Origin of the sequence: Tateyamaria sp. (assembly GCF_039945315.1) — a bacterium.
Classification (GTDB): Bacteria; Pseudomonadota; Alphaproteobacteria; order Rhodobacterales; family Rhodobacteraceae; genus Tateyamaria.
Map to the genome: position 1 here is coordinate 23,594 of NZ_JBDUXB010000064.1, position 24,654 is coordinate 48,247.

The following is a 24,654-nucleotide window of genomic DNA, read 5'->3' on the forward strand; positions in this document are numbered from 1 at the left end:
GGTCACTGTTTTTGCCAACTGCACCCTCGCCCGACTTGTACCCCGCGCAACTCCCTGTCAGTTTCCGCGAAAAAGGGGAACATCATGGCGCTGTTGGACGAAGATCGGCTGTTTCCGCCAGACCCGGGCACCCGCGCCATCGCGCGCGACATTTATGCCCAGATCAAAAACCTGCCGATTATCAGCCCGCACGGGCACACGGATCCACGCTGGTTTGCCGAAAACGCCGCCTTTGCGAACCCGGCAGAGCTGTTTGTGACGCCGGACCACTATGTGTTCCGGATGCTGCATTCGCAGGGTGTCGCGCTTGAGGATCTTGGTGTGCCGCGCGTTGATGGCGGTCCGGTCGAAACGGATCCGCGCAAAATCTGGCGGCTCTTTGCCAAACACTATCACCTCTTTCGCGCCACCCCGTCGCGGTTGTGGATCGATCACGCATTCCAAGAGGTGTTTGGGGTGACCGAAAGGCTTGCCGAGCATAATGCCGACGCCATCTATGACCAGATTGCTGCGCGCCTCAGCGAAGACGCGTTTCGCCCTCGTGCCCTGTTTGAGCAGTTTTATATCGAAGCGATTGCGACCACTGAAAGCGCGCTGGACGATTTGCGCTGGCACAAAATGATTCAGGACAGCGATTGGACGGGCCGGGTCACGACCACCTATCGCCCGGACGCTGTTGTGGACCCGGAATTCGCGGGCTTTACCGACAATGTCGCCCAACTGGGCGCATTGACGGGCGAGGATGCAACCACCTGGACGGGCTATCTGGCTGCACACCGCACGAGGCGGGCTTTTTTCAAAGAGCACGGAGCCACTGCCAGCGATCACGGCCATGCCACCGCCCGCACCGAAGACTTGCCACAAGCCGAGGCAGCCGCGCTGTTCGCCAAGGCCTTGCAAGGCAAATGCAGCGCAGATGAAGCAGACTGTTTCCGCGGCCATATGCTGACCGAAATGGCCCGTATGAGCCTTGAGGACGGGCTGGTTCTGCAAGTCCATCCCGGTTCGGCGCGCAACCATTCAGGGGAAGTTTTTGCTCGCTTTGGGCGCGACAAGGGCTATGACATCCCTACCCGCACGGATTACGTAACGGCGCTGCGCCCACTGCTCAGCGCTTATGGCGGGCGCAGCGATCTGACGGTGATCATCTTTACACTGGACGAAACCGCCTACTCGCGTGAATTGGCGCCGTTGGCCGGAGTTTATCCCGCCCTGAAACTTGGACCATCATGGTGGTTTCACGACAGTTATGAGGGCATGTTGCGCTTTCGCGAAATGGCGACCGAAACGGCGGGTTTTTACAACACGGTCGGGTTCAACGATGACACACGCGCCTTCTGTTCAATCCCCGCGCGTCACGATGTGGCCCGTCGTGTCGACTGTGCGTTTCTGGCCGGATTGGTGCAAACCGGACGACTGGACCTCCAAGAAGCAGTCGAAGTCGCCCACGACCTGACCTATCGATTGGCAAAAACGGCGTATAAATTGTGAGTGAATACCTAAATTTTTCCGACCCTTACGCCGATCAGGTGATGCTGAAATGACCCGTCCTGCATCCGGCATCGTACACCTTGGTCTTGGCGCGTTTTTCCGCGCGTTTGGCTGTGTCTACGTGGCCGACGCCATGGCCGCATCCAGTGGGGATTGGGGTATTGTCGGTGTGTCCTTGCGCAGCCCTGCAACCCGCGACGCTTTGCGCGGCCATGACTGGTCTTATGCGTCGGTCACCCTGGCTCCTGAGGGCGAAGACATCCGCGAGATCAATGTGTTAAACGATGTTCTTGTTGCGCCAGAGGACCCCGGCCAAGTTTTGGCTGCCATGGCTGATCCGGCAATCAAGATCGTGTCTCTGACCGTCACAGAAAAAGGGTACTGTCATAATCCAGCATCCGGGGCCCTGAACCTTGACCATCCGGATATTCAGGCGGATCTGAAAAACTCGCGGCCCGTCTCTGCCCCCGGTTTTCTGGTGCGTGCGCTGCAAATGCGCCGTGCGGCCGGGCATCCGCCCTTTACCGTGCTGAGTTGTGACAACCTGCCCGACAATGGCAAGTTGGTGCGTGCCGTGGTGCTTGAGTTGGCGCGCCAGATTGACCCCGATCTGGCGGACTGGATTGCGGTAGAGGGGCGATTCCCCTCGACCATGGTAGACCGTATAACGCCAGCAACCACGCAAGCTGACATTGACCGGATTGCGGAACGCACTGGCAAGTCCGGCGGCGCGCCTGTATTGCACGAACCCTTTTCTCAATGGGCGATTGAGGATGGCTTTGTGAACGGTGCACGCCCCGATTTGGCGGCAGCCGGCGCCGAGATGGTCGCGGATGTAAGCGCCCACGAACAGATGAAATTGCGCATGCTGAACGGGACCCATTCCGCGCTGGCCTATACCGGTTACCTCGCCGGACATGACACCATCGCGGCCACCGTGGCCGACCCAGTGTTCGCCGCGTTTGTGCACCGTCTGTGGTCCGAGATTATGCCTGCCGTGACGCCGCCCGATGGCGTCGACCTCATCGCCTATGCGGACGCGCTGTTCGCGCGCTATACCAATCCCGCAATACAGCACCGCACATGGCAGATCGCGATGGATGGCAGTCAGAAACTGCCGCAACGCCTGCTCGGAAACATTGCCGACAACATCAGTGCAGGCCGCTCGGTTGAGGCCCTGAGCCTCGGTGTGGCCGCATGGATGCGCTACGTCAGCGGCGTCGATGAAGCAGGTCAGGTTATTGATGTGCGCGACCCGATGGCAGCGCATCTGTTTGATATCTCAACGGCGCAGGACAGTGTGGAAGACAAGGTGGCCGCCCTCCTCTCCGTTGCTGAAGTCTTTCCCACAGAACTGGCCACCCAACTGCGCACCCCCGTGACTGAGGCCGCATGGCGCCTTTGGACACTCGGTGCGCGCAAGGCCCTTGAGGAGCACAACGGATGATCGAAAGCTGGCGTTGGTACGGTGACCTCGACACCATCCCTCTGAGCGACATCGTGCAGACTGGGGCCACCGGGATCGTCACCGCCCTGCACGAAATCCCATATGGTGAATTCTGGCCCACGGACACAATCGCAGCGCGCAAGGCCCGAATAACAGATGCCGGGTTTGACTGGGTCGTTGTGGAAAGCCTGCCGGTGCATGAACGGATCAAGCGCGGCGATGGTGACCTTTACAAGCTCTTCGCAAATTATCGGCAATCCATGGCCAACCTCGCCGCCAACGGCGTTCACACGATCTGCTACAATTTTATGCCGCTGCTGGATTGGACCCGGACCGACCTGACCGCTCCGGTGGCTGGCGGGGCGACCTGTCTGCGGTTTGAGGCGACGCGCATGGCCGCGTTTGAAATCCATATGCTGGGGCGCAGCGCCGCCGAAGACGACTACCCCGAAGACGTGCGGGCCAAAGCCGCAGTGTGGTTTCAGCAGGCGTCAGAAGCAGATCAGGAAGCCTTGCTCGGGTCGATCATGGCGGGCATGCCCGGAGCGTTTGATCGCTATGACGTGGCAGGTTTGCGCGATGCCCTTAGCGCCTACGAAGGAATTGACAGAGACGCATTGCGGAGCAATTACAAACGCTTCCTTGATGAAATTATCCCGGCAGCTGAAGAGCTTGGCATGCGCCTGTGCGTCCATCCAGATGATCCACCCAGGGACATACTGGGCCTGCCGCGGATTGTGTCCGATGGGGATGATCTGGATTGGGTGCTTAGCGCCCATGACAGCCCCGCCAACGGGATCACACTCTGTTCAGGCTCGCTTGGCGCGAACCCCAAGAACGACGTACCGGCCATCGCAGCCAAAGTCGCCGATCGCATCCACTTTGCCCATCTGCGCAATGTGGCCAAGGACCCGGATGGGTCATTTGAAGAGGCCGCGCATTTGGAAGGCGATACGGACATGGTGGCGCTCATCCAAGTACTGCTGAATGAACAAAAACGCCGGCGCAACCTAGGGTGCGCCGACGACATGATCCCGTTTCGCCCGGATCATGGGCATCACATGCTGTCCGACCTCAGCCAAGAGATGATCCCCGGCTATCCTCTGATTGGACGCTTGCGGGGGTTGGCCGAACTGCGCGGTGTGATCAGCGCGCTGTCACACTCGCCATAACGTTGCGAAGGTGTGGCGCAGCAATCACGGCTGCCCCGACCAATGCCAAAGCCACAACCGCAGCCATCGGTGAAAACGTCGTTGCCTCGTGATGCGCATGTGGCGACTGCGACGGGTGCGCCAGCACAGGGGTGGTTGCGACGGCGGCGATCAATGTGAGCATCGGTTTCATATATAGTCCTTTCCGGATGCAGGGTGGTTTTGAAGAAAGCTGCGCAGGTCAGTGACCTGCTTGGCCTCGAGCGAGACGTAGATGAGGCCCATGTTGGTGCGCTCGGTCACCATCTCGCCCGGATAGGGCATGTAGCTCAGCTCGCGCGAGCCAAAGGATGGCGAGGCCGTGCCGACCTGCCATTCGGTTGTGAGGGTTACGTCCACCAGCTTCATCTTTGGGCCACCGCCGGGGGCATCGATTTCCAGCGGCACGCCGGCGATGCGCAGGTAGGACATCTTGTCCTTGGCGGCCACGAACCCATCGATGAACTGTTCGGTCAGGACCTGTAATTCTGCTGCATCATCAACGGTATGCATATGGGAATGCATGTGGTCCGGGTGGTCATGGTTGTGCCCGGGTCCGTGATGATGGTCGTGGGAATGACTGTGCGCGCCATGCGCGTGATCATGTGGCATTGGACCACCGCTTTCCTTCAAATTCGCCGTGTGGGATTTCGACCGGCTTGTCCATGTGGCGTTTGTGATCGCCCATTTTGCCGCTTGCAACGAGGCTGCCCAGAACATCTACGATCACGCGCGTGCCCATGAGGGCTGTAATTTCGGATTGGTCATAGGGCGGTGCGACCTCAACCAGTTCCATCCCGCAGATGCCTTCGGCGGCGACTTTGGACACCAAGGCCAGCGCCTCACGCGGCAGGAACCCGCCCGGTTCTGGCCAGCCGGTGCCTGGGACAAAGCCACAGTCAATACTATCGATGTCAAAGGACATGTAGACCATATCGACCCCGTCCCACGCCATCTCAAGTGCCATTTCGACAGTCTTGTCGATGCCCATCTTTTCCATGTCGCCCATGGTGATGATGTTGGTCTCGCGTTCGCGCGCAACCTTCACCGCCTCGCGCGGAACCTGCCAGCCGCCAATGCCGATCTGCACAAGGTTTTTGGCAGGCACGTTGTCCATGTTTGTCGCATGGAACCATGGCGTTGTGTGCATGCGCTCATCCAGATCTTTCTCCTGGATGTCCGCATGCCGGTCAAAGTGGATGATCCCGATCTTCTTCGAGGTGCATTGCGCAATGCCGCGCACACAAGGAAAGCCGATCGAGTGATCCCCGCCGATCATGATGGGCAGCGAGCCTGAGGAGGCGACGTGGCTCACCGTGCGACTGATCTGATCAAAGGTCTTTTCGATATTGGCCGGGATGGTGAACACATCCCCCGCATCACAAAGCGTCATCTGTTCGCGCAGATCGACCGCCATTTCATAGTTGTAAGGCGTATAGAGCGCCGAGATCTTGCGCACGCCCTGAGGGCCGAACCGCGTGCCCGCTCGATAGGTCGTGCCGCCGTCAAACGGGATGCCCAGCACGGTGGCATCGTAGTGCTGCACTTCTGTGACATCTTCGGCATACGGCGCTTTCAAAAACGTGTTGATGCCCGCGTAATGGGGCAACTCGCCGCGCGCAAAGGTCGGGATCGATCTATCTTCGATGCTGTCGGCTCCTGTCAGCCCCATACGCAGTGCCCATTTGCGTTCCTGATCCCAACCAGTTTCAGGCAAATCTCCCTCCGCCTGCATTGCTTTCCAGCCTCGCAATTTGGTCAGATCCGGGTGGTGGTGCCGCGCCTCTCCGTGCGCATGATCGCGCGGATGGTGCGAGCGCGTGCGCTCAGTGTTCTTCAAGAACATGGGTGTCCTCCTTCAGTGTTTGAAACGGGATGCCGCCATTGCGGGCGTCAAAATCGTAAGTGATCGTGGCCCCGTTCAGGTTCGGATCCTGCGGATCCCAGCGGGGTTTATCAAAAACCAACACCCGGTCGCCCAACTTGAACGCCTCTTCCAGATCGTGGGTGACCAAGAAAACGGTCATGCCCGTCTCGGCGCTGAGGTCGGTCAGAAAGTCGTGCATGGCGATGCGTGTACCAGGGTCCAAAGCCCCAAAAGGTTCATCGAGCAGCAACACACGCGGGCGCGCCACCAGCGCTTGACCGATGGCGAGACGTTGCTGCATGCCGCCTGACAGGGTTGCGGGATATTGGTCAGCCACATGATCCAACCCGATGCGCGCCAGCGTCTCATCCGCGCGGGCCAGTGCCGCTTTGCGTTCCGCTCCCCAGAACCGGCCCCAACCCCGTCGGAAAGCTTCTCCGGCCACGATGTTTTCGCGAATGCTCATATGCGGAAACACCGAGTAGCGTTGGAAAACGATTCCTCTATCAAGGCCTGGTTCTTTGGCAGGTGGCGCGCCTGCAATACTGATTTCGCCGCGCGATGGGCTCTCTTGCGCCAAAAGCAGGCGTAGGAATGTAGACTTGCCGCAGCCCGACGCCCCGACGATGGAGATGAACTCGCCTTCGTCCACCTCGACGTTCACGCGTTCAATGATGGGCCGCGTGCCGTAGGTCTGGAAGACGTTGTTGACGGTGACAAAACTCATAGCCCCTCCTCCGCCCATGGGAAGAACCGACGGGAGGCGTAGCGCAGCGCCCAGTCGATGAGGACGGCCAACAGCGTGATCCAGATCACGTAAGTGAGGATCACATCCATGGCCAAGTAGCGACGCACCAGAAAGATGCGGTAGCCAAGGCCAAGATCTGACGCGATAGCTTCGGCCGCGATGAGGAACAGCCATGCTGGCCCCAGAGACAGACGTACGCCCTGAATGAGGCGCGGCATCACCTGCGGCAGCGCCACTCGAATGGCGATCACCCATGTCGAGGCCCCGAGCGTTTGCGCTTTGACCAACAATTCCTTTGGCACCTCGATCACGCGCTGCGACAGATCACGGATCAAAAATGGCAGTGTGCCCACAACGATCAATACGACTTTGGACAACTCACCAAGTCCAAACACAATGAAAAGGATAGGCAACAACGCCAGCGGGGGGATCATTGACAGAACGGCGACAAATTGGCTGAGACCGCTGCGCACCAACGGCAAGAGGCCGATGAGCAGACCAAAGATCAGCCCCACACCTGCAGAAATTCCGATACCAAGGCCCAGACGTTTAAGGCTGGCCCAAGTGTCATGCCAAAACAGAATGCGGCCCGTGCGCTTGTCGCCTTCGCTGACCAATCGCACGGCGGTGTCCCAGATGGTCGAGGGTGCGGGCAACAGTTTGTCCGAAGGGTTCTCGGTTAGGCGAATGTCCGACCCGATGGCATAGGCGATGAACACCAGCGCAAAGGGCAGGACCGCAAGGAACACCGCAAGCGGGCGTCCGGGAATGATGTTAATCAGGCGCATAGGTTATGGCCCGCCGCACAGATGCGCCGCGGGCCGCCTTTCATCAAAGCGCGCCGTCGGCGGCCATTTGCATGTAGGTGGTGTCGTAGCGGAACATCACATTGTCAGTGTTTCCAGCGATCGAGCCATCGGGATATTCCACACCCACGAAGTCGGCTGACGGAGCCCCCTCACCCAAGATACCCTTGTCAAAGAGGAACTCAGCCACGCTGACCATGGTCGCGGGCAGTTCAGCACCTGAAGTAAAGGCAACGGCTTCTGCCGGGTCGTAAAACATCTCGGTCGAGGCAAGCTGCGCTTTGTATCCGGCGAGATCCGTGCCAGAGGCTTCCGCCATGGCCGTCAGTACGCCTTCGTCACCTGCGGCCATCAGGCTCATGACTTCGTACCATGCACCAGCCATCGCTTTGCCAAAATCGGGATTTGCCTCCAGCGTTTCCGTGTTTACTACCATCAGGTCGATGATCTCACCCGGAATGTCGGAGCTATCAAAAAGCTTGGTCGCTCCCGGCTCTTCCATAATGGCCGAAACAAGCGGGTTCCATGTCACGACTGCCTCGACATCGTCGGTGGCAAAGGCCGCAATCATGTCGGCATCGGACGTGTTAATCACACCATCGAGGTCCGCTTCGGACAGGCCCACGCTGTCCAGACCACCGGCCAGCAAATAGTGCGACACGGACAGTTCAACGAGGTTTACAGGCTTGCCAGAAAGCGTCGAAAGATCACCCTCGCCCTTCAGGATCACCGCATCGTTGCCGTTGGAATAGTCACCCACGATCAGGGCCGTGGTGTCCACTCCGCCACCCTATGGAATTGATAGCGTGTCCATGTTGGTAGCCGAAACACCGTCAAAAGCGCCCGCCGTATACTGGTTGATGGAATCGACGTAGTCGTTGATCTGCACGATCTCGACATCGATGCCGTATTTGTCGGCCCATTTGTCCATAATGCCGCTGTCTTCGAGATAGCCCCACGGCATCCAGCCGACGTAGATGGACCACGCTACCTTGAAGTCCGTCTTGCTGTGCCCGTCGGCCATCGCTGTGGTCGCCATCAACAGAGCCGCGGTTGTGAGAGTTGCAAATTTCTTCATCGGTCAATCCCCGTTTTGTTTCACAGATGGAATGACCGCGTGGATGGGCATGCGGAGCGCGGGTCAAACCTGCGCAGTAGCCTCCTGGGATTTTGCCCCGCCGTGTACCAACCGGGTATGCCCGGCCAGCGATGTCTCTCGGACCTGACCCTCTGGTAAGAGGCGAAACCCTAGACATCCTGCGAGATAAACCTGCGTGTGGGACTGGTCACCGCACAATGGAATTGCACGGCGCAGCCCCGCAAATCACGCCAACCCGCCCAATCTTTGGGCGCTTGCCGCGCTTTTGCTCAGGACTTGGCGCTCAAAAAAAACGAATCTTGTGCATTCACGGGCCACTAGCCCTTTTGCGAGGCTGTGTCCTGAACGTCGCCTTCCGGGGAATTCAAAGTGGCCCACGTATCATCCTTTGGTGGTTCCGGAGGCATATCGCAACTGCGTCGGTGAATGTTCACCTTGGCAATAAAATTTGCTGATACCGGCGCCGTCACAAAAAGGAACGCCATGATTAGCAGTTCATGCATGGACGAGCCGCCAATCGCATAGGAGTGCAAAAGCGATGCGAGCAACAGCATTCCAATCCCGATCGTGCCCACCTTGGTCGGCGCATGCAGGCGGGTCATCGGGTTGTTGAACTTCAAAAGCCCAATCACCCCAACCATGATGAAACCTGACCCGATCAAAAGGCTGAGGGCGGCGGCATATGTCGCGATAATCTGTCCGGTCATTCGATGATGTCCCCCCGCAGCAAGAACCGCGCCAGCGCAACGGTCGAGACAAAGCCGAGCATGGCGATCAGCAAAGTGACCTCGAAATAGATCTGCACGCCCTGATGAATGCCCAACACAACCACAAGGCCCAGCGAATTGATCACCATCGTGTCCAGTGCGAGTATGCGGTCCCCATAGCTGGGGCCCAGCACAAGGCGGACCATTGAAAGGGTCTGGCCCAATGCTAGTGCGCAGAAGGTGATCATCACGGCGATGTCAATGATGCCAGTCGCGGAACTCATGTGAATATCTCCTTCAGGCGGGCCTCATAGCGGGTCTTGATCTCATCCCGCACGGCATCGGGGTCATCTGTATGGAGCACGTGGACCAGCAGACTGTGCCCTTCATCAGACAAATCCGCAGACACCGTCCCGGGAGTGAGCGTGATTGTGCCCGCGAGGACGGTGATTGCCTCGGGTTGCACCAGGTCGAGGGGGACAATGATCCAGGCCGGTTTTAGCTTTTCGTTCGGAACCGACAAAACGATCCAAGCCACTTCGATATTGGCCTTGATGATGTCGCCAATCACCATCACCGAATAGCTGATCATCCGACCCACATGAAATCCGCTCGGCGTATCAGGCCACCAGATCGACGTGCCCCAAGGGATCAGGATCCCAAGGATCAGACCAAAGACAGCCATGCCTGCGGAAAACTCGTTTTGCAGCAGGATCCAAACCACCGCCAGCAGGATGGTCAGGAACGGGTGTGGCAACAGCCAGAAAAAGGCGCGACGGGCCATGCTAGTGCTCCTCCTCTTTCTTGGGTTTGGAGAGTTTTCCAGGCGTATTCAACACCGCATCACTGTAGGCGGTTGGTTCGAACAGCGTGGCCGCAATCCGTGTGGTGTACCCGTGTACCTGACCCGCAAAGACCGTGTGCAGGGTCAACAAACCGATCAATGCGCCGACTGCCACATAGGACAGAGTCGTGGGGCGCGGCATGACCAGATCATCTTCTGAATGGGTGACACTGTGCGCCTTCCAGAACAAAACACTGCCTGCGCGCGCAAAGCCGAGGATGCTGATCAGACTGGAACAGAGCACGATAATCCAGACCCACACCATCATGTCCGTGTCAAACGCAGCATCCAGCACCAACAGTTTGCCAATGAACCCCGACAAGGGCGGCAGACCCGCCATCGCAATCGCGCCGATAAAGAACAGCGCAGCCGTCAGCGCAGCGCCTGCCATTGGCGCTTGCGCAGTCAGATCCACGTTGCCCCGCCCCGTGCGCACAAGGTCCGCGATCAGGAACAAGGCCGCCGCTGCAAGGGTCGAATGCACGATGTAGTACAGGGCCGCCGCGATGCCGGTCGGAGTAAAGAGTGCGATCGAAACCATCACCATCGCCATGGATCCGATGACCGCAAAAGCCACGAGGCGATCCAGCCTCTTGGCCGCCAGCACCCCAATCATCCCGATGGCCAGTGAAGCAAGTGCGGCAGGCAGCAACCACAGATCGTGCAGGCCTGACGTGACCTCCACATCCGGCGGGAAGATCAATGTGTAGACGCGGATGATCGCGTAGCCGCCCACTTTGGTCATGATCGCAAACAGGGCAGCGACCGGGGCCGGTGCCTCGGCATAGCTGGAGGGCAACCAGAAGTGCAGCGGCACCACGGCAGCCTTGATCGCAAAGACCAGAAGCAGCAGGACAGAGGCGACCCGTATCCCAACAGTTTCCGCCGGATCAATGAGCGCAACGCGGGCGGCGAGGTCAGCCATGTTGAGTGTCCCGGTCTCGGCATAGATGGAGCCAAGCGCGAACAGGAACAAGGTCGAGCCAATCAGGTTGAACAGCACATACTGCACCCCTGCCCGCAGTCGCGCTGTGCCGCCTGCATGGATCATCAGGCCATAAGACGCAATTAACAGCACTTCGAAGAAGACGAACAGGTTGAACAAGTCGCCTGTTAGAAACGCGCCCATGATCCCCATCAACTGGAACTGGAACAAGGCATGGAAGTGCGTGCCCCTGTCATCCCACTCTGACCCAATGGCATAAAGCAGCACACACAAGGCCAACACAGCTGTGAGCAACACCATCAGTGTCGACAGGCTGTCCCCCACAAGGATGATCCCGAATGGTGCGGCCCAATCCCCGAGTTGGTAAATCTCAACCGTCCCGTCAGAGGCATTCCACGCCAGTGCAGCTGAAATCACGATCAGCGCCACAACCCCGGCCACAGAAAACGCGCGCTGGATGCCAATGTGATAGCGCGCGGCCAGCACGATAAACGGCGCCAGCATTGCAGGCAGGACAACGGGTGCAATCAACCAGTGGGTCATTGTGTGTCCCCCGGCTGATCATCGACGTGATCGTCGTTTGATCCAAGAAAGGCACCAAGCCCGATCATCACGACCACCGCCGTCATACCGAACGAGATCACGATGGCCGTCAGCACCAGCGCCTGAGGCAACGGATCGGCGTAGGCGCTGATATCATCGCGCAACACCGGTGGCACACCAACGGTCAGGCGCCCAGAGGCAAACAAGAACACGTTCACTGCATAGGTCAGCAGCGAAATCCCCAGGATCACCGGAAACGTACGCAGGCGCAGCAGCAGATAAAGCCCGGCGGCTGTCATGATGCCGATGGCAGAGGCGACAAGCAGTTCCATCTTACACGGCCCCCTTCGCACCTTCGGCATCCCGCGAGGGATCGATGTCCATGGGGTGTTCCGTCTCTGGTTCGTGGGCGCGGCGCGCCAAACGCGAGAAGCTTTCAAGCGACAGCATCACGGCGCCGACAACGGCAAGGAACACGCCGACATCAAACAGGGCTGCAGTGGCCAGCTCGAATTTTTCGAAGGGCGGGATGCGCACATACGTAAAGTCCGAGGTGAGGAACGGCTTGTTCACGAACCACGACCCAATGCCTGTAAGGCCCGCAACCAGCACGCCTGCGCCGATCACCCCGTGATAGGGGTAGTGCAAGCGCGCCGACGCCCAGTTGAACCCGCTCGCCATGTACTGCATCACCACACCGATCGACACGATAAGCCCTGCGATGAAGCCTCCGCCGGGTTCATTATGCCCGCGCAGGAAGATGTAAAAACCGACCATCATCACCACCGGCATGATCACCCGCGTCAGAACCACCATCATCATCGGGTGCATATCTCCTGCCCGTGGGTGATCCGGTTTGCGATTGAGCAAACGCGCCCGCACTGGCCCACCCAGCAGGGATTGTGTCAGCGCGTAGATCAGCAGAGCCGCAATACCGAGCACGATAATCTCGCCGTAAGTGTCAAAGCCCCGGAAATCGACAAGGATCACGTTGACGACATTTGTGCCGCCACCGCCCTTGTAAGAATTGGCAAGGTGGAATTCGGAAATAGGCGTCGTGACCCCATCTCGCAGCAGAAAGTGACAGGCAATCCCGAATGTCGCAACACCGCCCGCCACAGCCACAGCCACATCGCGAACGCGCCGCAGGACCGAGCTTTCGACCGGCGTCGTTTTCGGCAGGAAGTTGAGCGCCAACAGCAGCAGGATGATTGTCACCACTTCGACCGTGAACTGCGTCATAGCCAGATCAGGCGCGCTGAAGAAGACAAAACCGATGGAAACCATCAACCCAACGATGCCGATCAGGATCAGCGACAACAGGCGATTGCGGTGCAGGAACACAAGGCCGACCGTCGCCGCCACAAGCATACCCCAGCCTGCAATGGCGACAGGGTCTGCGGCTTGTGCCGTGCGTGTGGCGGGGCCGACTTGCCCCGTACTCCAAGCGTGAAAGCCTGCTCCGATGATGGCGACCGACCCGATGGCGGCATAGCGCGAGAACGCGCCATTGTGCAGCGGCAGGATCAGCTTTTGTGCCAGCGTAGCCGCAGCCTCGACAATCGCCTCGAAGATCACTTTGGCTTCTGGGCGTGGGGCGCCATCCCAGATACGCAAGGCCGGCTTGAACACCATCAGAAGGATCAGGCCGCCCACCGTGGCGATGATGGACATGTAAAGCGCGGGCACAAGGCCGTGCCAGATCTTGAAATAGGCCTTGGGCACTTCCGCCTCGCCCCCCAGAACAGAGGCCGTGACCAGTTTGACAAAGGGTTCGGCCAGAAACGGAGCCACCCCGATCACAACCACCAACACCACCAAAATTGCAGGAGGCATCCACAGACCGGCCGGAGGGTCATGCGGCTTGGCCGGATAGTCATCGCGCACAGGGCCAAAAAACGTATGCCCGATCAGGCGGAAACAGTAGGCGGCCGAAAACACTGATCCGACTGTCGCCAGCACAGGAACCAGCCAAGGCACGTTGAACAGAACGGTGTGGTTCGCCTCTTCCAGCATCATTTCCTTGGACAGGAACCCGTTCAGAAGCGGAATGCCCGCCATGGATAAGGCCGCAAGCGTCGCTATCACGAAGGTCAATGGCATCAGCGTGCGCAAGCCACCCAGACGGCGAATATCGCGAGTGTGGGCCTCGTGATCGATGATCCCTGCGGACATAAACAGCGCAGCCTTGAACGTCGCGTGGTTCAGGATGTGGAACATCGCCGCCATCGCACCAAAGGCAGTACCTGTGCCCAAAAGCATGGTGATCAAACCCAAATGACTGACAGTCGAAAAGGCCAAAAGCGCCTTGAGGTCGTGTTTGAACAGCGCAATCACCGCCCCAATACACATGGTGACGAGACCGGCCGTCGTGACGATCACGAACCATTCCGGCGTGCCGGACAAAACCGGCCACATGCGGGCCATCAGGAAAATGCCCGCCTTCACCATCGTGGCCGAGTGCAGATAGGCCGACACGGGGGTCGGCGCCGCCATCGCATGGGGCAGCCAGAAGTGAAACGGGAACTGCGCAGACTTGGTGAAGCAGCCCAGCAAGATCAGGATCAGGGCCGGGAGATAAAGCGGGTCGGCCTGAATGAGCTCACGGTTTTGCAGGATCACGGACAGGTCATAGCTGCCCACGATCTGGCCGAGGATCAGCATGCCGCCGATCATGGCAAGCCCGCCCATACCGGTCACAGTGAGGGCCATACGTGCGCCTTGCCGCCCTTCGGGCAGGTGTTTCCAATAGCCGATAAGCAGGAAAGATGACAGCGATGTCAGCTCCCAGAAAATAAGCAAAAGCAGTATGTTATCAGACAGAACGATCCCCACCATCGCGCCCTGAAAGAGCAGCAAATAGGTAAAGAACTGGCCCATATTGTCTTCGCGGCTGAGGTAGTTGCGCCCATAGGCGATGATCAACAAACCGATCCCAAGGATCAGCAGAGCAAAAAAGAAACCAAGCCCGTCGAGCATCAGGGTAAAGTTCAACCCCAAGACGGGCATCCAGTCGACGCGGGCGGTCACCACTTCTCCGGCCAATACACTGGGCAAGTTGGTCAGCAATCCGATGAAAGCCGTGAGCGATACGGTGAATGTCACACCCGCACACGCGGAGCGCCCGGCCGAGTTCATGAGACCGGGCAGCAAAGCCCCCAAAAAGGGCAACGCGACTAGAATGAAGAGTGACACGAAACCTCCGCCCGATCTTTTTTATCAGCCCTCTAATTGGGCCAAATTTCGCGCAGATCAATCATAATCGACAGATTTTGTCGAGTACTATCGGAACGCTCTGCCCGTGCCCCTTTGGGGCACGTTCGTTCGTCCATGATACGTGATCATTCTTCTGCGTCTTAAACCTTGCTGATTGGTGCAACCGCGTCAAGCAATGGACGACCCGCAGTATGCCTGAATCTCAAAGCCATCCCGTTGCAACAGCGCGCGCCCAGTCGAGACGCCCGGCGTCGCGTGCCATCTGCGACATGCGCGCTGTGTCATACGGAACCGCGCGAAAGGTCACGTCCCACATCCCGTCCATTGACTGCACGATACAGTAACGCGCATCACTTGACCCGGTCGCGACCACATGGGGCACCGGCGCGTCATCGTCATAGGCAGGCAATCCAACGCTGCCCGGGTTAAGGATGATGCGCCCTTCGCGCAAACGCACCATGCTTGCAAGATGCGTGTGACCGCACAGGATCAATTGGCAATCCACGCCCGCCCCCGCGGCCTCGATCTGTTCGCGGCTGTTTGGTGCGACAGTGCCATCGGATAGCACCGTTTCGAGCCAGTAAGTGATGTCGCTGTCCGGTGTGCCATGGCACATGAAAATGGACTGCCCAAAACGGCGGGTCGCAGGCAAGCTGCGCAACCAGTCAAAATCCTGCGGGCGCAATTGATCAAAGGCGGCGGCATCCGAGGCGCCCATTTGGGCGCGGTCCTGTTCGATCAGCCAGCGATCATGGTTGCCGCGAATGCTGATCATCTCCCGGCTTTCTAGCAAACGCGCCGTCTCTGCCGCCGCCAGAGGGCCGCTGAAATGATCGCCAAGGTTCAGGATGGTCGAAATGCCGTGTACGTCGATATCAGACAACACTGCTGTCAACGCGTCAGCATTGCCGTGGATGTCTGCGATCACCGCGAAAGGGGTGGATGTATCAAATTTCATGGATCAAAGGCAACCACACCGCACGCACCAAAAGCAAGTCAGGTCACGGCTGTTCTTTCTGCATCCATTCATCCAGCGCGGCGATCTGCGACTTTTCTAGCCGCAAGCCCAGCTTGTTACGGCGCCATACTACGTCCTCGGCAGTGCGGGCGTATTCATGGGCCATCAGATAACTGATTTCGCGTGCTGTCAGGGTCGCGCCGAACGCTTGTCCCAGATCATCCGCCGTTGCCGCATCCCCCAGCACGGTCCACGCGTCCGTCCCATAAGCGCGCACCAGACGTCGCGCCCAGAATGCATCGAGAAAGCTGAACTCGGACTTCAAGCGCGACACCAGCGCATTGAAACCGTCCACCTCGAAGTCCCCTCCGGGCAAGGCCACGCCTGCAGTCCAGTGCCCGGATGTTCCGGGAAAGAACGGTACGATCTTCTCCATCGAATCCTCGGCCAGCTTGCGATAGGTGGTGATTTTGCCGCCAAAGATGTTGAGGATCGGCGCGCCGTCGCTCTGGTCGACCTTCAGCGTGTAATCCCGCGTCGCCGCTGTCGCGCTGCTGGCACCGTCATCATACAGCGGGCGCACGCCGGAATACGTCCAGACCACGTCCGCCGCGCCGATGTCCTGCTTGAAGTACTTATTGGCGAAATCGATCAGATAGGCCTGTTCTTCCGGAGTGCATTCGGGGCGCACATCGGGGTCACGATGTTCGGCGTCCGTGGTTCCTATCAGGGTAAAGTCGGTCTCGTATGGAATCGCAAAAATGATGCGCCCATCGGTGCCTTGGAAAAAGTAGCATTTGTCGTGCTCAAACAGCCGCTTGGTCACAATGTGACTGCCGCGCACAAGGCGCACGCCTTCGTTGGATTTCAAGCCAAGCTTGCCGTGGATGATATCGCCGACCCAGGGGCCACCCGCATTGACCAGCATCTTGGCATGAACGGTCTCAACTTTATCGGACGCATTGTCGCGCACGGTAATCACCCAGTGATCCCCATCCCGCTTGGCCGCTTCCACCCGCGTGCGCACCATGATGCGGGCGCCACGGTTTTCGGCGTCTCGTGCGTTCAGAACAACCAGTCGCGAGTCTTCGATCCAGCAGTCCGAGTATTCGTACGCCTTCTGGAATTTATCGACCAGCGGCACGCCCTCGGGCGCGGTATTCAGGTTCAGCGTTGAGGTGCTGGGCAAAATTTTGCGCCCACCCAGATGATCGTAAGCAAACAAGCCCAGCCTGATCATCCACGCAGGACGCCGCCCCTTCATCCATGGCATAACGCGCGCCAGCATCCGCGAGACAGGTGTTTCGCCTTCGAACCGCATGTCGGGGCTGTAGGGCAGCACAAAGCGCATGGGCCAGCTGATATGGGGCATGGCGCTCAGCAGGATTTCGCGTTCCTCCAGTGCGTGGCGCACCAGATTGATTTCGAGATACTCTAGGTAACGCAGCCCGCCATGAAACAACTTGGTCGAGGCCGACGAGGTGGCAGACGCAAGATCGTTCATCTCGGCCAGCGCCACGCGCATCCCCCTGCCCGCCGCGTCGCGCGCGATGCCACACCCGTTGATGCCGCCGCCAATGACGAACAGATCGTAAGTCTTGGTGTCTTTATCTGCGGGCATGGGCCAGCCTTCCTATGGTATGTGGGACGAGGTCATGAGTATGCACGCACCGGCACATTCGCAAGTTTCCAATCGCCTTTTTTGCCCCACCAGCGACCGCAAAGCGCAGCCAATCGCCAGAATGCCCCCCACGGGCGGCATCGTCGCTGCAAGCAGATTTTCAAAAATGATGGTTTCACGGTGCCTGGGCCTGTGCCAAACATTCCTTGATGTGAACTGAAATACGCACCCTTTACACAAAGAAAGCTGCGCAAATGACCCTATCTGCCTTTACCGCTCCGGGCACGTTCTGGCGGGGCAACCTGCACACCCACTCAGACCTGTCTGACGGGGCCTTGCCACCCGAGGAAGTCTGCCGCCGCTACAAGGCGGAAGGGTATGATTTCATTGCATTGACCGATCACTTTGTCGGACCTTTCGACTATCCTATCGCGGATACGGTGCCGTATCGGGATGACAGCTTTACCACGATTCTAGGGGCCGAACTGCATTCTGGTGCGATGGAGAATGGTGAACTGTGGCACATTCTGGCCGTCGGGCTGCCAAGCGATTTTGCACCCTCCAATTCGCCAGAATTTGTACCGATCCCCGATCAGGAAACAGGCCCCGAGATTGCCGCTCGCGCGGTTGCGGCCGGGGCCTTTGTCGCAATCGCCCACCCCCAATGGTCCGGCATGACGATGGACGATGCCCGTTCAATCACGTCAGCCCATGCGGTGGAAATTTACAACCACGGATGCGCAGTTGAATGCGACCGCCCGGACGGCACCTTTTATGCCGATTTGCTGATGTCAGAAGGGCGTGATGTGACCCTGATCGCGACCGATGATGCCCATTTTCAAGCACCCGATCATTTTGGCGGCTGGGTGATGGTCAAGGCCGAAGCCAATGATCCTGACTTGTTGCTCGCGGCGCTAAAACGCGGAGATTTCTATGCCTCGCAAGGGCCGGAATTGCATAGCGTTGAGGTCACGGACGACGAGGTCATCGTCACCTGTTCGGCCGTTAGCGTGCTGACGGTTCTGGGACACGGCTCAGTATCTCCGGCAGTGCACGGGGCGTCGATGACTCGTGCGGTAATGCCACGCAAACGGCTACGCGATAGCCCGTGGATTCGGATCACTGTGATCGATGCGGCCGGCAAGCGTGCGTGGTCGAACCCGATCCGCCTGTAAGTGATGCAACGTTCGGTGGGTGTTGCGCGATCGAACGCGCGAACTGAGGGTTAACTTCCGAAAAACAAGGGATTTGGTGATGCACCCAGCGTGCACCACCTGTGCACAGGGCATGCACCGAGGATGCACGCCCTGTATGGTTAACACAGCGTGCGCTGCGACTTGTTAATAAAGAGTGAAGAGTGGCTCAGGGAGCGAAAACAAACACTCGACAATGAATAGGACGAACTAGGGTCAGGACCCATTAATCTTAGTCTCACGACCCATCTCATTCAACGTCAGTGCGTCCGCACTTCCCCTTTTCGCAACTCGATATGTTTGAAATGTTGGGGAACCCCGACGCCTCCAACGATGGCACCTACTTCCAAAGGCTTTTTTCAATTGAAATCAGTAACCTTACGTCAAGCGTGATGTTTTAGAGTAGGGCACTACCTCCTGGCCACAACAGGGAGATTTCTAGTGAAAATACTATCATTCGCAACCGTCGGTTTCGTGGCGGTTTTCACGTGGTCGGCGGCAATCGCCTCTCCGCTTACAGACACCTATTCCAGTTTCTGGGTGCTAGGCGACAGTTTGTCTGACAATGGAAACCTGTTTGCGCTGACTGGAACTCCGCCCGCGCCATATTTTAATGGCAGGGTGTCGAACGGCCCAGTCTGGAACGAACAGATCATAGCGGATTTCGCAAGCGAGAATGGTCAAGCTCCGGTCGTCGGTAACTTTGGGGGCGAAACTCAGCTGACCTTCAACGGCAACTTTGCTTTCGCGGGCGCTAGGGCTGACAATGAAACGAACCCCCGCATACCAATACCGGGCCTTCTAGCGCAAACTCTCGAATTCCTGTCAGTAACAACTCCCACTGACCGCGGTGCCAATCCGCTGGTTTCGGTTTGGGCTGGTGCCAACGATATCTTTCAAGGATTACCATTGGCTGCAACGTTAGAACAGGTTCAGGGCGTCGGAAAGGCCGCAGCACGAGCGGTAGTTCAGTCGGTGTCCACGCTTGGACTAAGCGGGGTACAGAACGTCATGGTTTTCAACCTTCCGGACATTGGTAAGACACCAGCGTTCAGCGGATCGGTTGCCGCCTCAATGGCTACAACAGCGTTCAATCAGGAGCTGGCCGGCGGTTTGGCGGGGTTATCACCGGTTTTGAACATCATCGAAGTCGATACTTTTGGTACGTTTAATGCAATCCAGTCAGACCCATTGGCTTTTGGATTGTCCAACGCCTCCGATGCTTGCTTGGATTCACTTGCTTGCGTTTTGGGTGGAGACGCGGTTCAGGACAGCTACCTGTTTTGGGACGGCGTTCACCCGACCGCAGCCGGACATCGATTAATCGCGGAGACTGCAATTAGTGCAGCAACAGTCCCACTCCCCGCTGGCCTACCGCTCATGCTGGCAGGTATTGGCGGTCTGGGCTTGATGGCACGGCGCAAGCGCAAAGCGGCCTAACACACCGCACGATGAATGGATTTATCGCCTCGCGAAAGCGGGGCGTTTTTTTGTGTTTGGAACAGTTTTGACTAATGGGTCCTGAGCCTAGCAATTTTGAGCGAGAACAGCCTGCCGTTCCGCCGGACCAAACTGGCGCAAACCGGTGTTTTACGCCCGTGTGCCCACCCAGTGCCAAGATCTACCGACCCAATTCACCGTACCAGTCCAAAATAGTTTCAATGGCGAGTGTGGATTGGGTTGGGCTTCGGATGTCACCCACGATCATATGAGAACTGGGGTCATCTTGGTCGGTCATGGTGAACGTCTCCCACCTCACCGGCCCGCCCCAATCCTGAAGGAACGATTCAGTGAAATCAGCGTCCACAACCTGATCGTCCGTCGCGTAGAGAACAACCATCGGTATTTTACCAGTACTTACATCGATCGTCCGTGCAGCCCGCATCAGCGTTGCCAGATTGAACAAGGCCGAAACCGGATACCTTGTTGTCCAATAGGTTGCATGATCCTGTGAAGTCGGGCGGCGGCTGTACTCTGGTCCGGTCAAAAGTGGCGCCCAGACTGGGACAAATCCCAGATCAAAAATCTTGGCTTGGGCTGATTTCAGCCTGTAGTTCGGAGAAACAAGTACAACGCCAAAGATGTCTTTCGACAAAATGGGGTCGACCGCCGCGATCGTGGCCAGAGTCCCACCGGTCGAAGTTCCAATAATCAGGATTTGATCGCCCAGCCTTCGCCCGATCGCTATGGCTTCGGCCGTGTCTTCAAGCCAACTATCCGGCGACGCAGCACCCAACGACGCGCCGTCAAGGCCATGGCCTGTTAGTCGCGAGTAAAACACGTTGGCGCCGATAGCGTCCGCAATTCTCTCGGGAACAGGGTCGATATCCACTGCGCTACCGGAAAAGCCATGCAAATAGACGATGGATACGGCCGTTTTTTCGCCTTTAACACCAGCCCAGACGACATGTTTTTCTGTCCGAGGTGTTATTCCGGGAATCCACTGTTCTTGCTCGTCCAGCCATGCGTCCAAGTCGGCGCCAATCTTGGCGTCGTCAAAATCGAAAGAAAGGTCAACCTTTTCGACCGGCCCCAGAAAAATCGCGGCGACGGCCACAACCGTCAAAACCGACAACGCAGCACCAGCCCATCGGAAAAAACCAAGCATAATGCTGCCCTCATTCTAAATGATATCTGCATTGCTACACAGTTCTGAAAACTATAGCGAATATAATATGCCCAGCATTCCAATTGGGGTTTTGAGCGGATGTATTGCCGAGTGATAAAGGCCCTGAGAAAGGCCCGCCTCAGAAGAGAAGCGGGCCGCAAAAGAAACGATCGAATTCGTCGGTTTTTCCTATGTGTCCAATGGGCTGAGCAGCTATTCGATGCCGATACCAATATCGAAGCTGACCGGTTGCGCACCGGCGTTGACGACCTCGACCACATGGTCACCCGACTGCCAGAGCTGACCTTGATAAGGGAGGTCAGAAGAGATGAGATCCAGAAGGAGCGAGCCGTCGGGATTGAAAATCTGGTAGTCCAGAGCACCTCCACGAGACCCCACGTCCACGCGCAAGAACTGGCCGTCCGCCGCGCCAAGAACATAGCTCACTGATGTATCCGGATTCAGGGTGCCAGACATTGCAGCCCCACTGGTGCCTGCCGCGAACTGGACCCGTTGGGTGCCCGATACAACTATGGAATCAGACGCTCCTGCCATCGCGCCGCCACCGTCATCTGCGTCCGCGCCTTCGCCACTCACCTGTCGAAAGTCAGCGACCTCAGGGCCGGACCAAACAATACACTCATATTCGGCGCCATTGGCATCGCGCAGCCGAACCATAATGGCGGCTTCAGAAAACTCCTGACCAAGCAGTTCTCCGCCGATGTTACCGATGCGACTTCTTAGTTCGTCGATACAGGCTTCGGCCTCAGGGCTGATGTCGGCAACAGATGCAGTTGCCGTGATCGCGAAAGCTAGAAATGCAGAACTCAACTGTGTGCGTTTCATGACGCAGCCGCCTCCCGTAGCTTTTGCAGGAGCCCTTCGCATTCGCTCGCAGCGCCGACAATTGTTTCACCGCTCTCTTCAGCCTCTGGTGTCAATTCCTCGAGATTGCTGACCGCACGGTTAAAGACCTGATCAACCTGTTCCGGTGTCAAAAGTCCTTCTTGCTGCGCTGCGTTCGCAACACCACAAATTCCAGCCGAAAGACCCGTAGCTATGCCTATGCCCGCACCGCTGCCAATGCCGACCATGCCGCCGCCTATACCGCCAACGACCAATCCGACGATCAGTGATAAAACGGCTGTTAGACCTTTTCCCATTGAGTCTCCCCCCTCTTCAGCAATTCAAAGTTTGATGAAGAATTAAAAACAGCCCAAGCCATCCATTACAAGGTGTTCATGAGGGGGAGCAGGGTCTGCGCCCCGCCTCGCCTACCCCGCCAGTGACGGCAGCCACAGAACGATCCCCGGGAACGCCACCAGCATCGCAATCGTCGCGGCATCCGCGATGAAAAACGGAGTCACGCCTTTGAATACATCCTGCACGGTCAGGTCGTCGCGCACGCCCGCCACCACGAAACAGTTCAAACCGATGGGCGGCGTGATCAGGCAGAACTCGGCCATCTTGACCACCAGTATCCCGAACCAGATCGCGCACATGGGGCCTGACATGCCAAACGCACTGTCAGCGGCGGAAACGAACTCGCCCCCGTTCAGCGCCATCACCGCAGGGTAAACGACCGGTAGTGTCAGCAGCAGCATCCCGATGGCATCCATGAACATGCCCAGCACCGCATACCCCAACAGGATAAAGATCAGGATCAGCATGGGCGACATCGCGAGTGAGGTGATCCAGTCTGAAAACGCGGCCGGCAGTTCGGCAAATCCGAGGAACCGCACATAGATCAGAACGCCCCAGATGATGGTAAAGATCATCACCGTCAGCTTGGCCGTATCCAGAAGTGCGCGCTTCAATTCGCCCCAGCGCATGCCTTTGTACAACGCCATGAGGAAGATGATGAAGGCCCCGATGGCGCCACCTTCAGTGGGCGTGCCCCAAGCGTCTCCGAACGGGTTGTAGACAAAGAAAATGATGATGATCACCACCGCAAAGATCGGCATGGCGGGGGGCAGCGATTCAAATCGTTCGCGCCATGTGAACCCGGTCACGGGTGGTCCCACAGTCTTGAACACCATCGCGATGCCTATGATCAACGCCGCATAGACGATGGCCGAAAATGCACCGGGCACAAAGCCTGCCAGCAGCAGCTTGCCCACGTCCTGTTCGACGATGATCGCGTAGATCACAAGGATGGCCGACGGCGGGATCAGCGAGGCCAGCGTGCCCCCTGCAGCCACGACCCCTGCCGCGAATTGTTTGTTGTACCCGATCTTGAGCATTTCGGGGATGGCGATGCGCGCAAACACCGCCGCGGTTGCCACGGACGCGCCGGACACAGCCGCAAAGCCTGCTGTTGAGAACACGGTCGCAACTGCCAAACCGCCCGGCACCCAAGCCACCCACCGTTTGGCAGCGGTGAACAGGGCCGTTGTCAGTTGGGCATGGTAGGCGAGGTAGCCGATCAGGATGAACACCGGGATCAGGCTTAGCACCTGCGCCGAAACCTTAGAGTGTGGTGTAAGCCCTGCGACTTTGACGCTGATCTCGACCGCCTTCCAGAACCGTTCGGGGTCGTAGTCAAATCCGTTCCAGCGCAGCCAGACCAGACCGACAAAGCCCGCCAGACCTGCAGCAAAAGCCACACGCATGCCCAGAAGGACAAAGACCAAGAGGCCACCGCTGACCCACAGTCCAATCTCGATGGGTTCCATCAGTCTGTCCCTTCCAGCGCTTCGGCCTCAATCTGCGCCTGTTCAGCGACCGAGAGGTTCAATGGCACGGCCACCGGGTTTTCGAGCCCAAGGATCAGGGCCCGCCCATACCCCCACGCTTGCAACAAGAGCCGCAGGGTCAGGATGCCAAAGGCGATGGGCACCACCAGTTTGCTGGGCCAGATGGGCAGCCCGATGTCGATGGAGCTGTCGCGGCTACACAAGGGGCGCGCGCAGTCAAAAGAGCGGTCAAAGTGTTCCCATGCGCCCCACGTAAGCGCAGTGATCAGAAGCAGGATCAGAAGCACGGAAATCAGTTCGAAAAACCACAGGACACGGCCCCGGAGCGCGCTGACGAGCATGTCCATCCGCACATGAGTGCCGTCGCGCTGCACATAAGACACGCCCATGATCGCAATGATTGGCATGGCCGCTTCGATATAGTCCACATAGCCGGGCAGCGGAGAGGCGAAAAATTTGCGCCCCGTCACCGAATAGGCCGCCAGAAACATCAGGGAAAAGATCGCAAGACCCGATAGGAGAGCGCCAAACCGTTCTATCGGGAGCAGCGCGCGGTCCAGTCGACTGAGCAAACTGGAATCTTCAAGCACCGCAGCAGAGCCTGCCATGATCTACCCCCCGTTTTAGTTGATTATCGGTGTTGTTTTTGGCGAGGGCCGCCACGCAAAGCGTAG

General features: G+C 58.1%; 25 protein-coding genes and 1 riboswitch. Of the genes, 5 read left to right on the forward strand and 20 right to left on the reverse strand.

What is annotated here, in order from left to right; all coding sequences use genetic code 11:
- The first annotated feature begins 84 nt into the window (after nt 1-84).
- Genes uxaC through uxuA form a run of 3 tightly spaced genes read left to right on the forward strand, consistent with a single transcriptional unit; the run spans nt 85 to nt 4,110 of the window.
- Nucleotides 85-1,491 (forward strand): glucuronate isomerase, encoded by a 1,407-nt coding sequence (gene uxaC / locus ABJD00_RS22145; protein WP_413828671.1) that lies wholly within the window; start codon nt 85-87, stop codon nt 1,489-1,491.
- Between the two features lie 49 nt (nt 1,492-1,540).
- Entirely contained in the window at nt 1,541-2,938 is a 1,398-nt protein-coding gene (locus ABJD00_RS22150) for a mannitol dehydrogenase family protein (protein WP_413828673.1), read from the forward strand.
- Nucleotides 2,935-4,110 carry a mannonate dehydratase gene (gene uxuA, locus ABJD00_RS22155; protein ID WP_413828674.1) on the forward strand — a complete coding sequence of 392 codons (1,176 nt, stop codon included), beginning with the start codon at nt 2,935-2,937 and terminating at the stop codon, nt 4,108-4,110. The genes ABJD00_RS22150 and uxuA overlap by 4 nt, the downstream gene beginning before the upstream one ends.
- Here uxuA and ABJD00_RS22160 read toward each other — a convergent pair.
- From ABJD00_RS22160 to glpD, 15 genes are all read right to left on the reverse strand, one after another.
- Nucleotides 4,085-4,282, reverse strand: coding sequence for a hypothetical protein (locus tag ABJD00_RS22160; protein WP_413828676.1), 198 nt, complete (start codon nt 4,280-4,282; stop codon nt 4,085-4,087). The two genes, uxuA and ABJD00_RS22160, sit on opposite strands and share 26 nt — an antisense overlap.
- Complete coding sequence (locus ABJD00_RS22165) at nt 4,279-4,641, reverse strand: hypothetical protein (RefSeq protein ID WP_413828678.1); 363 nt, start codon at nt 4,639-4,641, stop codon at nt 4,279-4,281. Before ABJD00_RS22165 ends, ABJD00_RS22160 begins: the two co-directional genes overlap by 4 nt.
- Before the next feature lie 88 nt (nt 4,642-4,729).
- Nucleotides 4,730-5,974, reverse strand: coding sequence for an agmatinase family protein (locus tag ABJD00_RS22170; protein ID WP_413828680.1), 1,245 nt, complete (start codon nt 5,972-5,974; stop codon nt 4,730-4,732).
- A complete protein-coding gene (locus ABJD00_RS22175; protein ID WP_413828682.1) occupies nt 5,955-6,722 on the reverse strand; it encodes an ATP-binding cassette domain-containing protein in 768 nt (255 codons plus the stop codon). The genes ABJD00_RS22170 and ABJD00_RS22175 overlap by 20 nt, the downstream gene beginning before the upstream one ends.
- Complete coding sequence (locus tag ABJD00_RS22180; protein ID WP_413828684.1) at nt 6,719-7,531, reverse strand: ABC transporter permease; 813 nt, start codon at nt 7,529-7,531, stop codon at nt 6,719-6,721. The genes ABJD00_RS22175 and ABJD00_RS22180 overlap by 4 nt, the downstream gene beginning before the upstream one ends.
- Before the next feature lie 43 nt (nt 7,532-7,574).
- Nucleotides 7,575-8,330, reverse strand: coding sequence for a putative urea ABC transporter substrate-binding protein (locus ABJD00_RS22185; protein ID WP_413828686.1), 756 nt, complete (start codon nt 8,328-8,330; stop codon nt 7,575-7,577).
- Nucleotides 8,331-8,339: 9 nt separating this feature from the next.
- On the reverse strand, nt 8,340-8,627 hold the full coding sequence (locus tag ABJD00_RS22190) for a hypothetical protein (RefSeq protein WP_413828688.1): 288 nt from the start codon (nt 8,625-8,627) through the stop codon (nt 8,340-8,342).
- Nucleotides 8,628-8,706: 79 nt separating this feature from the next.
- A riboswitch (guanidine-I (ykkC/yxkD leader) is annotated at nt 8,707-8,812 on the reverse strand.
- 153 nt (nt 8,813-8,965) lie between these two features.
- Entirely contained in the window at nt 8,966-9,355 is a 390-nt protein-coding gene (gene mnhG, locus ABJD00_RS22195; protein WP_413828690.1) for a monovalent cation/H(+) antiporter subunit G, read from the reverse strand.
- Nucleotides 9,352-9,603, reverse strand: coding sequence for a K+/H+ antiporter subunit F (locus ABJD00_RS22200; RefSeq protein WP_234423718.1), 252 nt, complete (start codon nt 9,601-9,603; stop codon nt 9,352-9,354). The genes mnhG and ABJD00_RS22200 overlap by 4 nt, the downstream gene beginning before the upstream one ends.
- Before the next feature lie 32 nt (nt 9,604-9,635).
- Nucleotides 9,636-10,139: a Na+/H+ antiporter subunit E gene (locus tag ABJD00_RS22205; RefSeq protein ID WP_413828692.1), complete on the reverse strand. Its 504-nt coding sequence runs from the start codon at nt 10,137-10,139 to the stop codon at nt 9,636-9,638.
- 1 nt (nt 10,140) lies between these two features.
- Nucleotides 10,141-11,688: a monovalent cation/H+ antiporter subunit D gene (locus tag ABJD00_RS22210; protein ID WP_413828694.1), complete on the reverse strand. Its 1,548-nt coding sequence runs from the start codon at nt 11,686-11,688 to the stop codon at nt 10,141-10,143.
- Nucleotides 11,685-12,020, reverse strand: coding sequence for a Na+/H+ antiporter subunit C (locus tag ABJD00_RS22215; protein ID WP_413828696.1), 336 nt, complete (start codon nt 12,018-12,020; stop codon nt 11,685-11,687). The genes ABJD00_RS22210 and ABJD00_RS22215 overlap by 4 nt, the downstream gene beginning before the upstream one ends.
- Nucleotide 12,021: 1 nt before the next feature.
- The gene (locus ABJD00_RS22220; RefSeq protein ID WP_413828698.1) at nt 12,022-14,883 is read right to left on the reverse strand and encodes a monovalent cation/H+ antiporter subunit A; all 2,862 of its coding nucleotides are present in this window, start codon (nt 14,881-14,883) and stop codon (nt 12,022-12,024) included.
- Between the two features lie 223 nt (nt 14,884-15,106).
- The gene (locus tag ABJD00_RS22225) at nt 15,107-15,862 is read right to left on the reverse strand and encodes a metallophosphoesterase family protein (RefSeq protein ID WP_413828700.1); all 756 of its coding nucleotides are present in this window, start codon (nt 15,860-15,862) and stop codon (nt 15,107-15,109) included.
- A gap of 43 nt (nt 15,863-15,905) precedes the next feature.
- Entirely contained in the window at nt 15,906-17,483 is a 1,578-nt protein-coding gene (gene glpD, locus ABJD00_RS22230; RefSeq protein ID WP_413828702.1) for a glycerol-3-phosphate dehydrogenase, read from the reverse strand.
- Nucleotides 17,484-17,737: 254 nt separating this feature from the next.
- Between glpD and ABJD00_RS22235 the strand changes: the two genes are divergently transcribed.
- Together ABJD00_RS22235 and ABJD00_RS22240 are read left to right on the forward strand one after the other, a co-directional pair.
- Nucleotides 17,738-18,658, forward strand: coding sequence for a CehA/McbA family metallohydrolase (locus ABJD00_RS22235; protein ID WP_413828704.1), 921 nt, complete (start codon nt 17,738-17,740; stop codon nt 18,656-18,658).
- Nucleotides 18,659-19,117: 459 nt separating this feature from the next.
- Entirely contained in the window at nt 19,118-20,116 is a 999-nt protein-coding gene (locus tag ABJD00_RS22240) for an SGNH/GDSL hydrolase family protein (RefSeq protein WP_413828705.1), read from the forward strand.
- A gap of 181 nt (nt 20,117-20,297) precedes the next feature.
- Here ABJD00_RS22240 and ABJD00_RS22245 read toward each other — a convergent pair whose 3' ends face one another.
- The 5 genes from ABJD00_RS22245 to ABJD00_RS22265 all read right to left on the reverse strand — a co-directional run bounded on the left by ABJD00_RS22245 (nt 20,298) and on the right by ABJD00_RS22265 (nt 24,588).
- Nucleotides 20,298-21,284: an alpha/beta hydrolase gene (locus ABJD00_RS22245; RefSeq protein WP_413828707.1), complete on the reverse strand. Its 987-nt coding sequence runs from the start codon at nt 21,282-21,284 to the stop codon at nt 20,298-20,300.
- Nucleotides 21,285-21,497: 213 nt separating this feature from the next.
- Nucleotides 21,498-22,130 (reverse strand): hypothetical protein, encoded by a 633-nt coding sequence (locus ABJD00_RS22250; RefSeq protein WP_413828709.1) that lies wholly within the window; start codon nt 22,128-22,130, stop codon nt 21,498-21,500.
- A complete protein-coding gene (locus tag ABJD00_RS22255; protein ID WP_413828711.1) occupies nt 22,127-22,447 on the reverse strand; it encodes a hypothetical protein in 321 nt (106 codons plus the stop codon). The genes ABJD00_RS22250 and ABJD00_RS22255 overlap by 4 nt, the downstream gene beginning before the upstream one ends.
- Before the next feature lie 111 nt (nt 22,448-22,558).
- Nucleotides 22,559-23,959, reverse strand: a complete 1,401-nt coding sequence (locus ABJD00_RS22260) for a TRAP transporter large permease (RefSeq protein ID WP_413828713.1) — start codon at nt 23,957-23,959, stop codon at nt 22,559-22,561.
- Complete coding sequence (locus ABJD00_RS22265) at nt 23,959-24,588, reverse strand: TRAP transporter small permease subunit (RefSeq protein WP_413828716.1); 630 nt, start codon at nt 24,586-24,588, stop codon at nt 23,959-23,961. The genes ABJD00_RS22260 and ABJD00_RS22265 overlap by 1 nt, the downstream gene beginning before the upstream one ends.
- Nucleotides 24,589-24,654: the final 66 nt, after the last annotated feature.

Coding starts and splice junctions, on each gene's coding strand:
- uxaC (WP_413828671.1), top strand. CDS start 85: ATGGCGCTGTTGGACGAAGATCGGCTGTTTCCGCCAGACCCGGGCACC.
- ABJD00_RS22150 (WP_413828673.1), top strand. CDS start 1,541: ATGACCCGTCCTGCATCCGGCATCGTACACCTTGGTCTTGGCGCGTTT.
- uxuA (WP_413828674.1), top strand. CDS start 2,935: ATGATCGAAAGCTGGCGTTGGTACGGTGACCTCGACACCATCCCTCTG.
- ABJD00_RS22160 (WP_413828676.1), bottom strand. CDS start 4,282: ATGAAACCGATGCTCACATTGATCGCCGCCGTCGCAACCACCCCTGTG.
- ABJD00_RS22165 (WP_413828678.1), bottom strand. CDS start 4,641: ATGCATACCGTTGATGATGCAGCAGAATTACAGGTCCTGACCGAACAG.
- ABJD00_RS22170 (WP_413828680.1), bottom strand. CDS start 5,974: ATGTTCTTGAAGAACACTGAGCGCACGCGCTCGCACCATCCGCGCGAT.
- ABJD00_RS22175 (WP_413828682.1), bottom strand. CDS start 6,722: ATGAGTTTTGTCACCGTCAACAACGTCTTCCAGACCTACGGCACGCGG.
- ABJD00_RS22180 (WP_413828684.1), bottom strand. CDS start 7,531: ATGCGCCTGATTAACATCATTCCCGGACGCCCGCTTGCGGTGTTCCTT.
- ABJD00_RS22190 (WP_413828688.1), bottom strand. CDS start 8,627: ATGAAGAAATTTGCAACTCTCACAACCGCGGCTCTGTTGATGGCGACC.
- mnhG (WP_413828690.1), bottom strand. CDS start 9,355: ATGACCGGACAGATTATCGCGACATATGCCGCCGCCCTCAGCCTTTTG.
- ABJD00_RS22200 (WP_234423718.1), bottom strand. CDS start 9,603: ATGATCACCTTCTGCGCACTAGCATTGGGCCAGACCCTTTCAATGGTC.
- ABJD00_RS22205 (WP_413828692.1), bottom strand. CDS start 10,139: ATGGCCCGTCGCGCCTTTTTCTGGCTGTTGCCACACCCGTTCCTGACC.
- ABJD00_RS22210 (WP_413828694.1), bottom strand. CDS start 11,688: ATGACCCACTGGTTGATTGCACCCGTTGTCCTGCCTGCAATGCTGGCG.
- ABJD00_RS22215 (WP_413828696.1), bottom strand. CDS start 12,020: ATGGAACTGCTTGTCGCCTCTGCCATCGGCATCATGACAGCCGCCGGG.
- ABJD00_RS22225 (WP_413828700.1), bottom strand. CDS start 15,862: ATGAAATTTGATACATCCACCCCTTTCGCGGTGATCGCAGACATCCAC.
- glpD (WP_413828702.1), bottom strand. CDS start 17,483: ATGCCCGCAGATAAAGACACCAAGACTTACGATCTGTTCGTCATTGGC.
- ABJD00_RS22235 (WP_413828704.1), top strand. CDS start 17,738: ATGACCCTATCTGCCTTTACCGCTCCGGGCACGTTCTGGCGGGGCAAC.
- ABJD00_RS22245 (WP_413828707.1), bottom strand. CDS start 21,284: ATGCTTGGTTTTTTCCGATGGGCTGGTGCTGCGTTGTCGGTTTTGACG.
- ABJD00_RS22250 (WP_413828709.1), bottom strand. CDS start 22,130: ATGAAACGCACACAGTTGAGTTCTGCATTTCTAGCTTTCGCGATCACG.
- ABJD00_RS22255 (WP_413828711.1), bottom strand. CDS start 22,447: ATGGGAAAAGGTCTAACAGCCGTTTTATCACTGATCGTCGGATTGGTC.
- ABJD00_RS22260 (WP_413828713.1), bottom strand. CDS start 23,959: ATGGAACCCATCGAGATTGGACTGTGGGTCAGCGGTGGCCTCTTGGTC.
- ABJD00_RS22265 (WP_413828716.1), bottom strand. CDS start 24,588: ATGGCAGGCTCTGCTGCGGTGCTTGAAGATTCCAGTTTGCTCAGTCGA.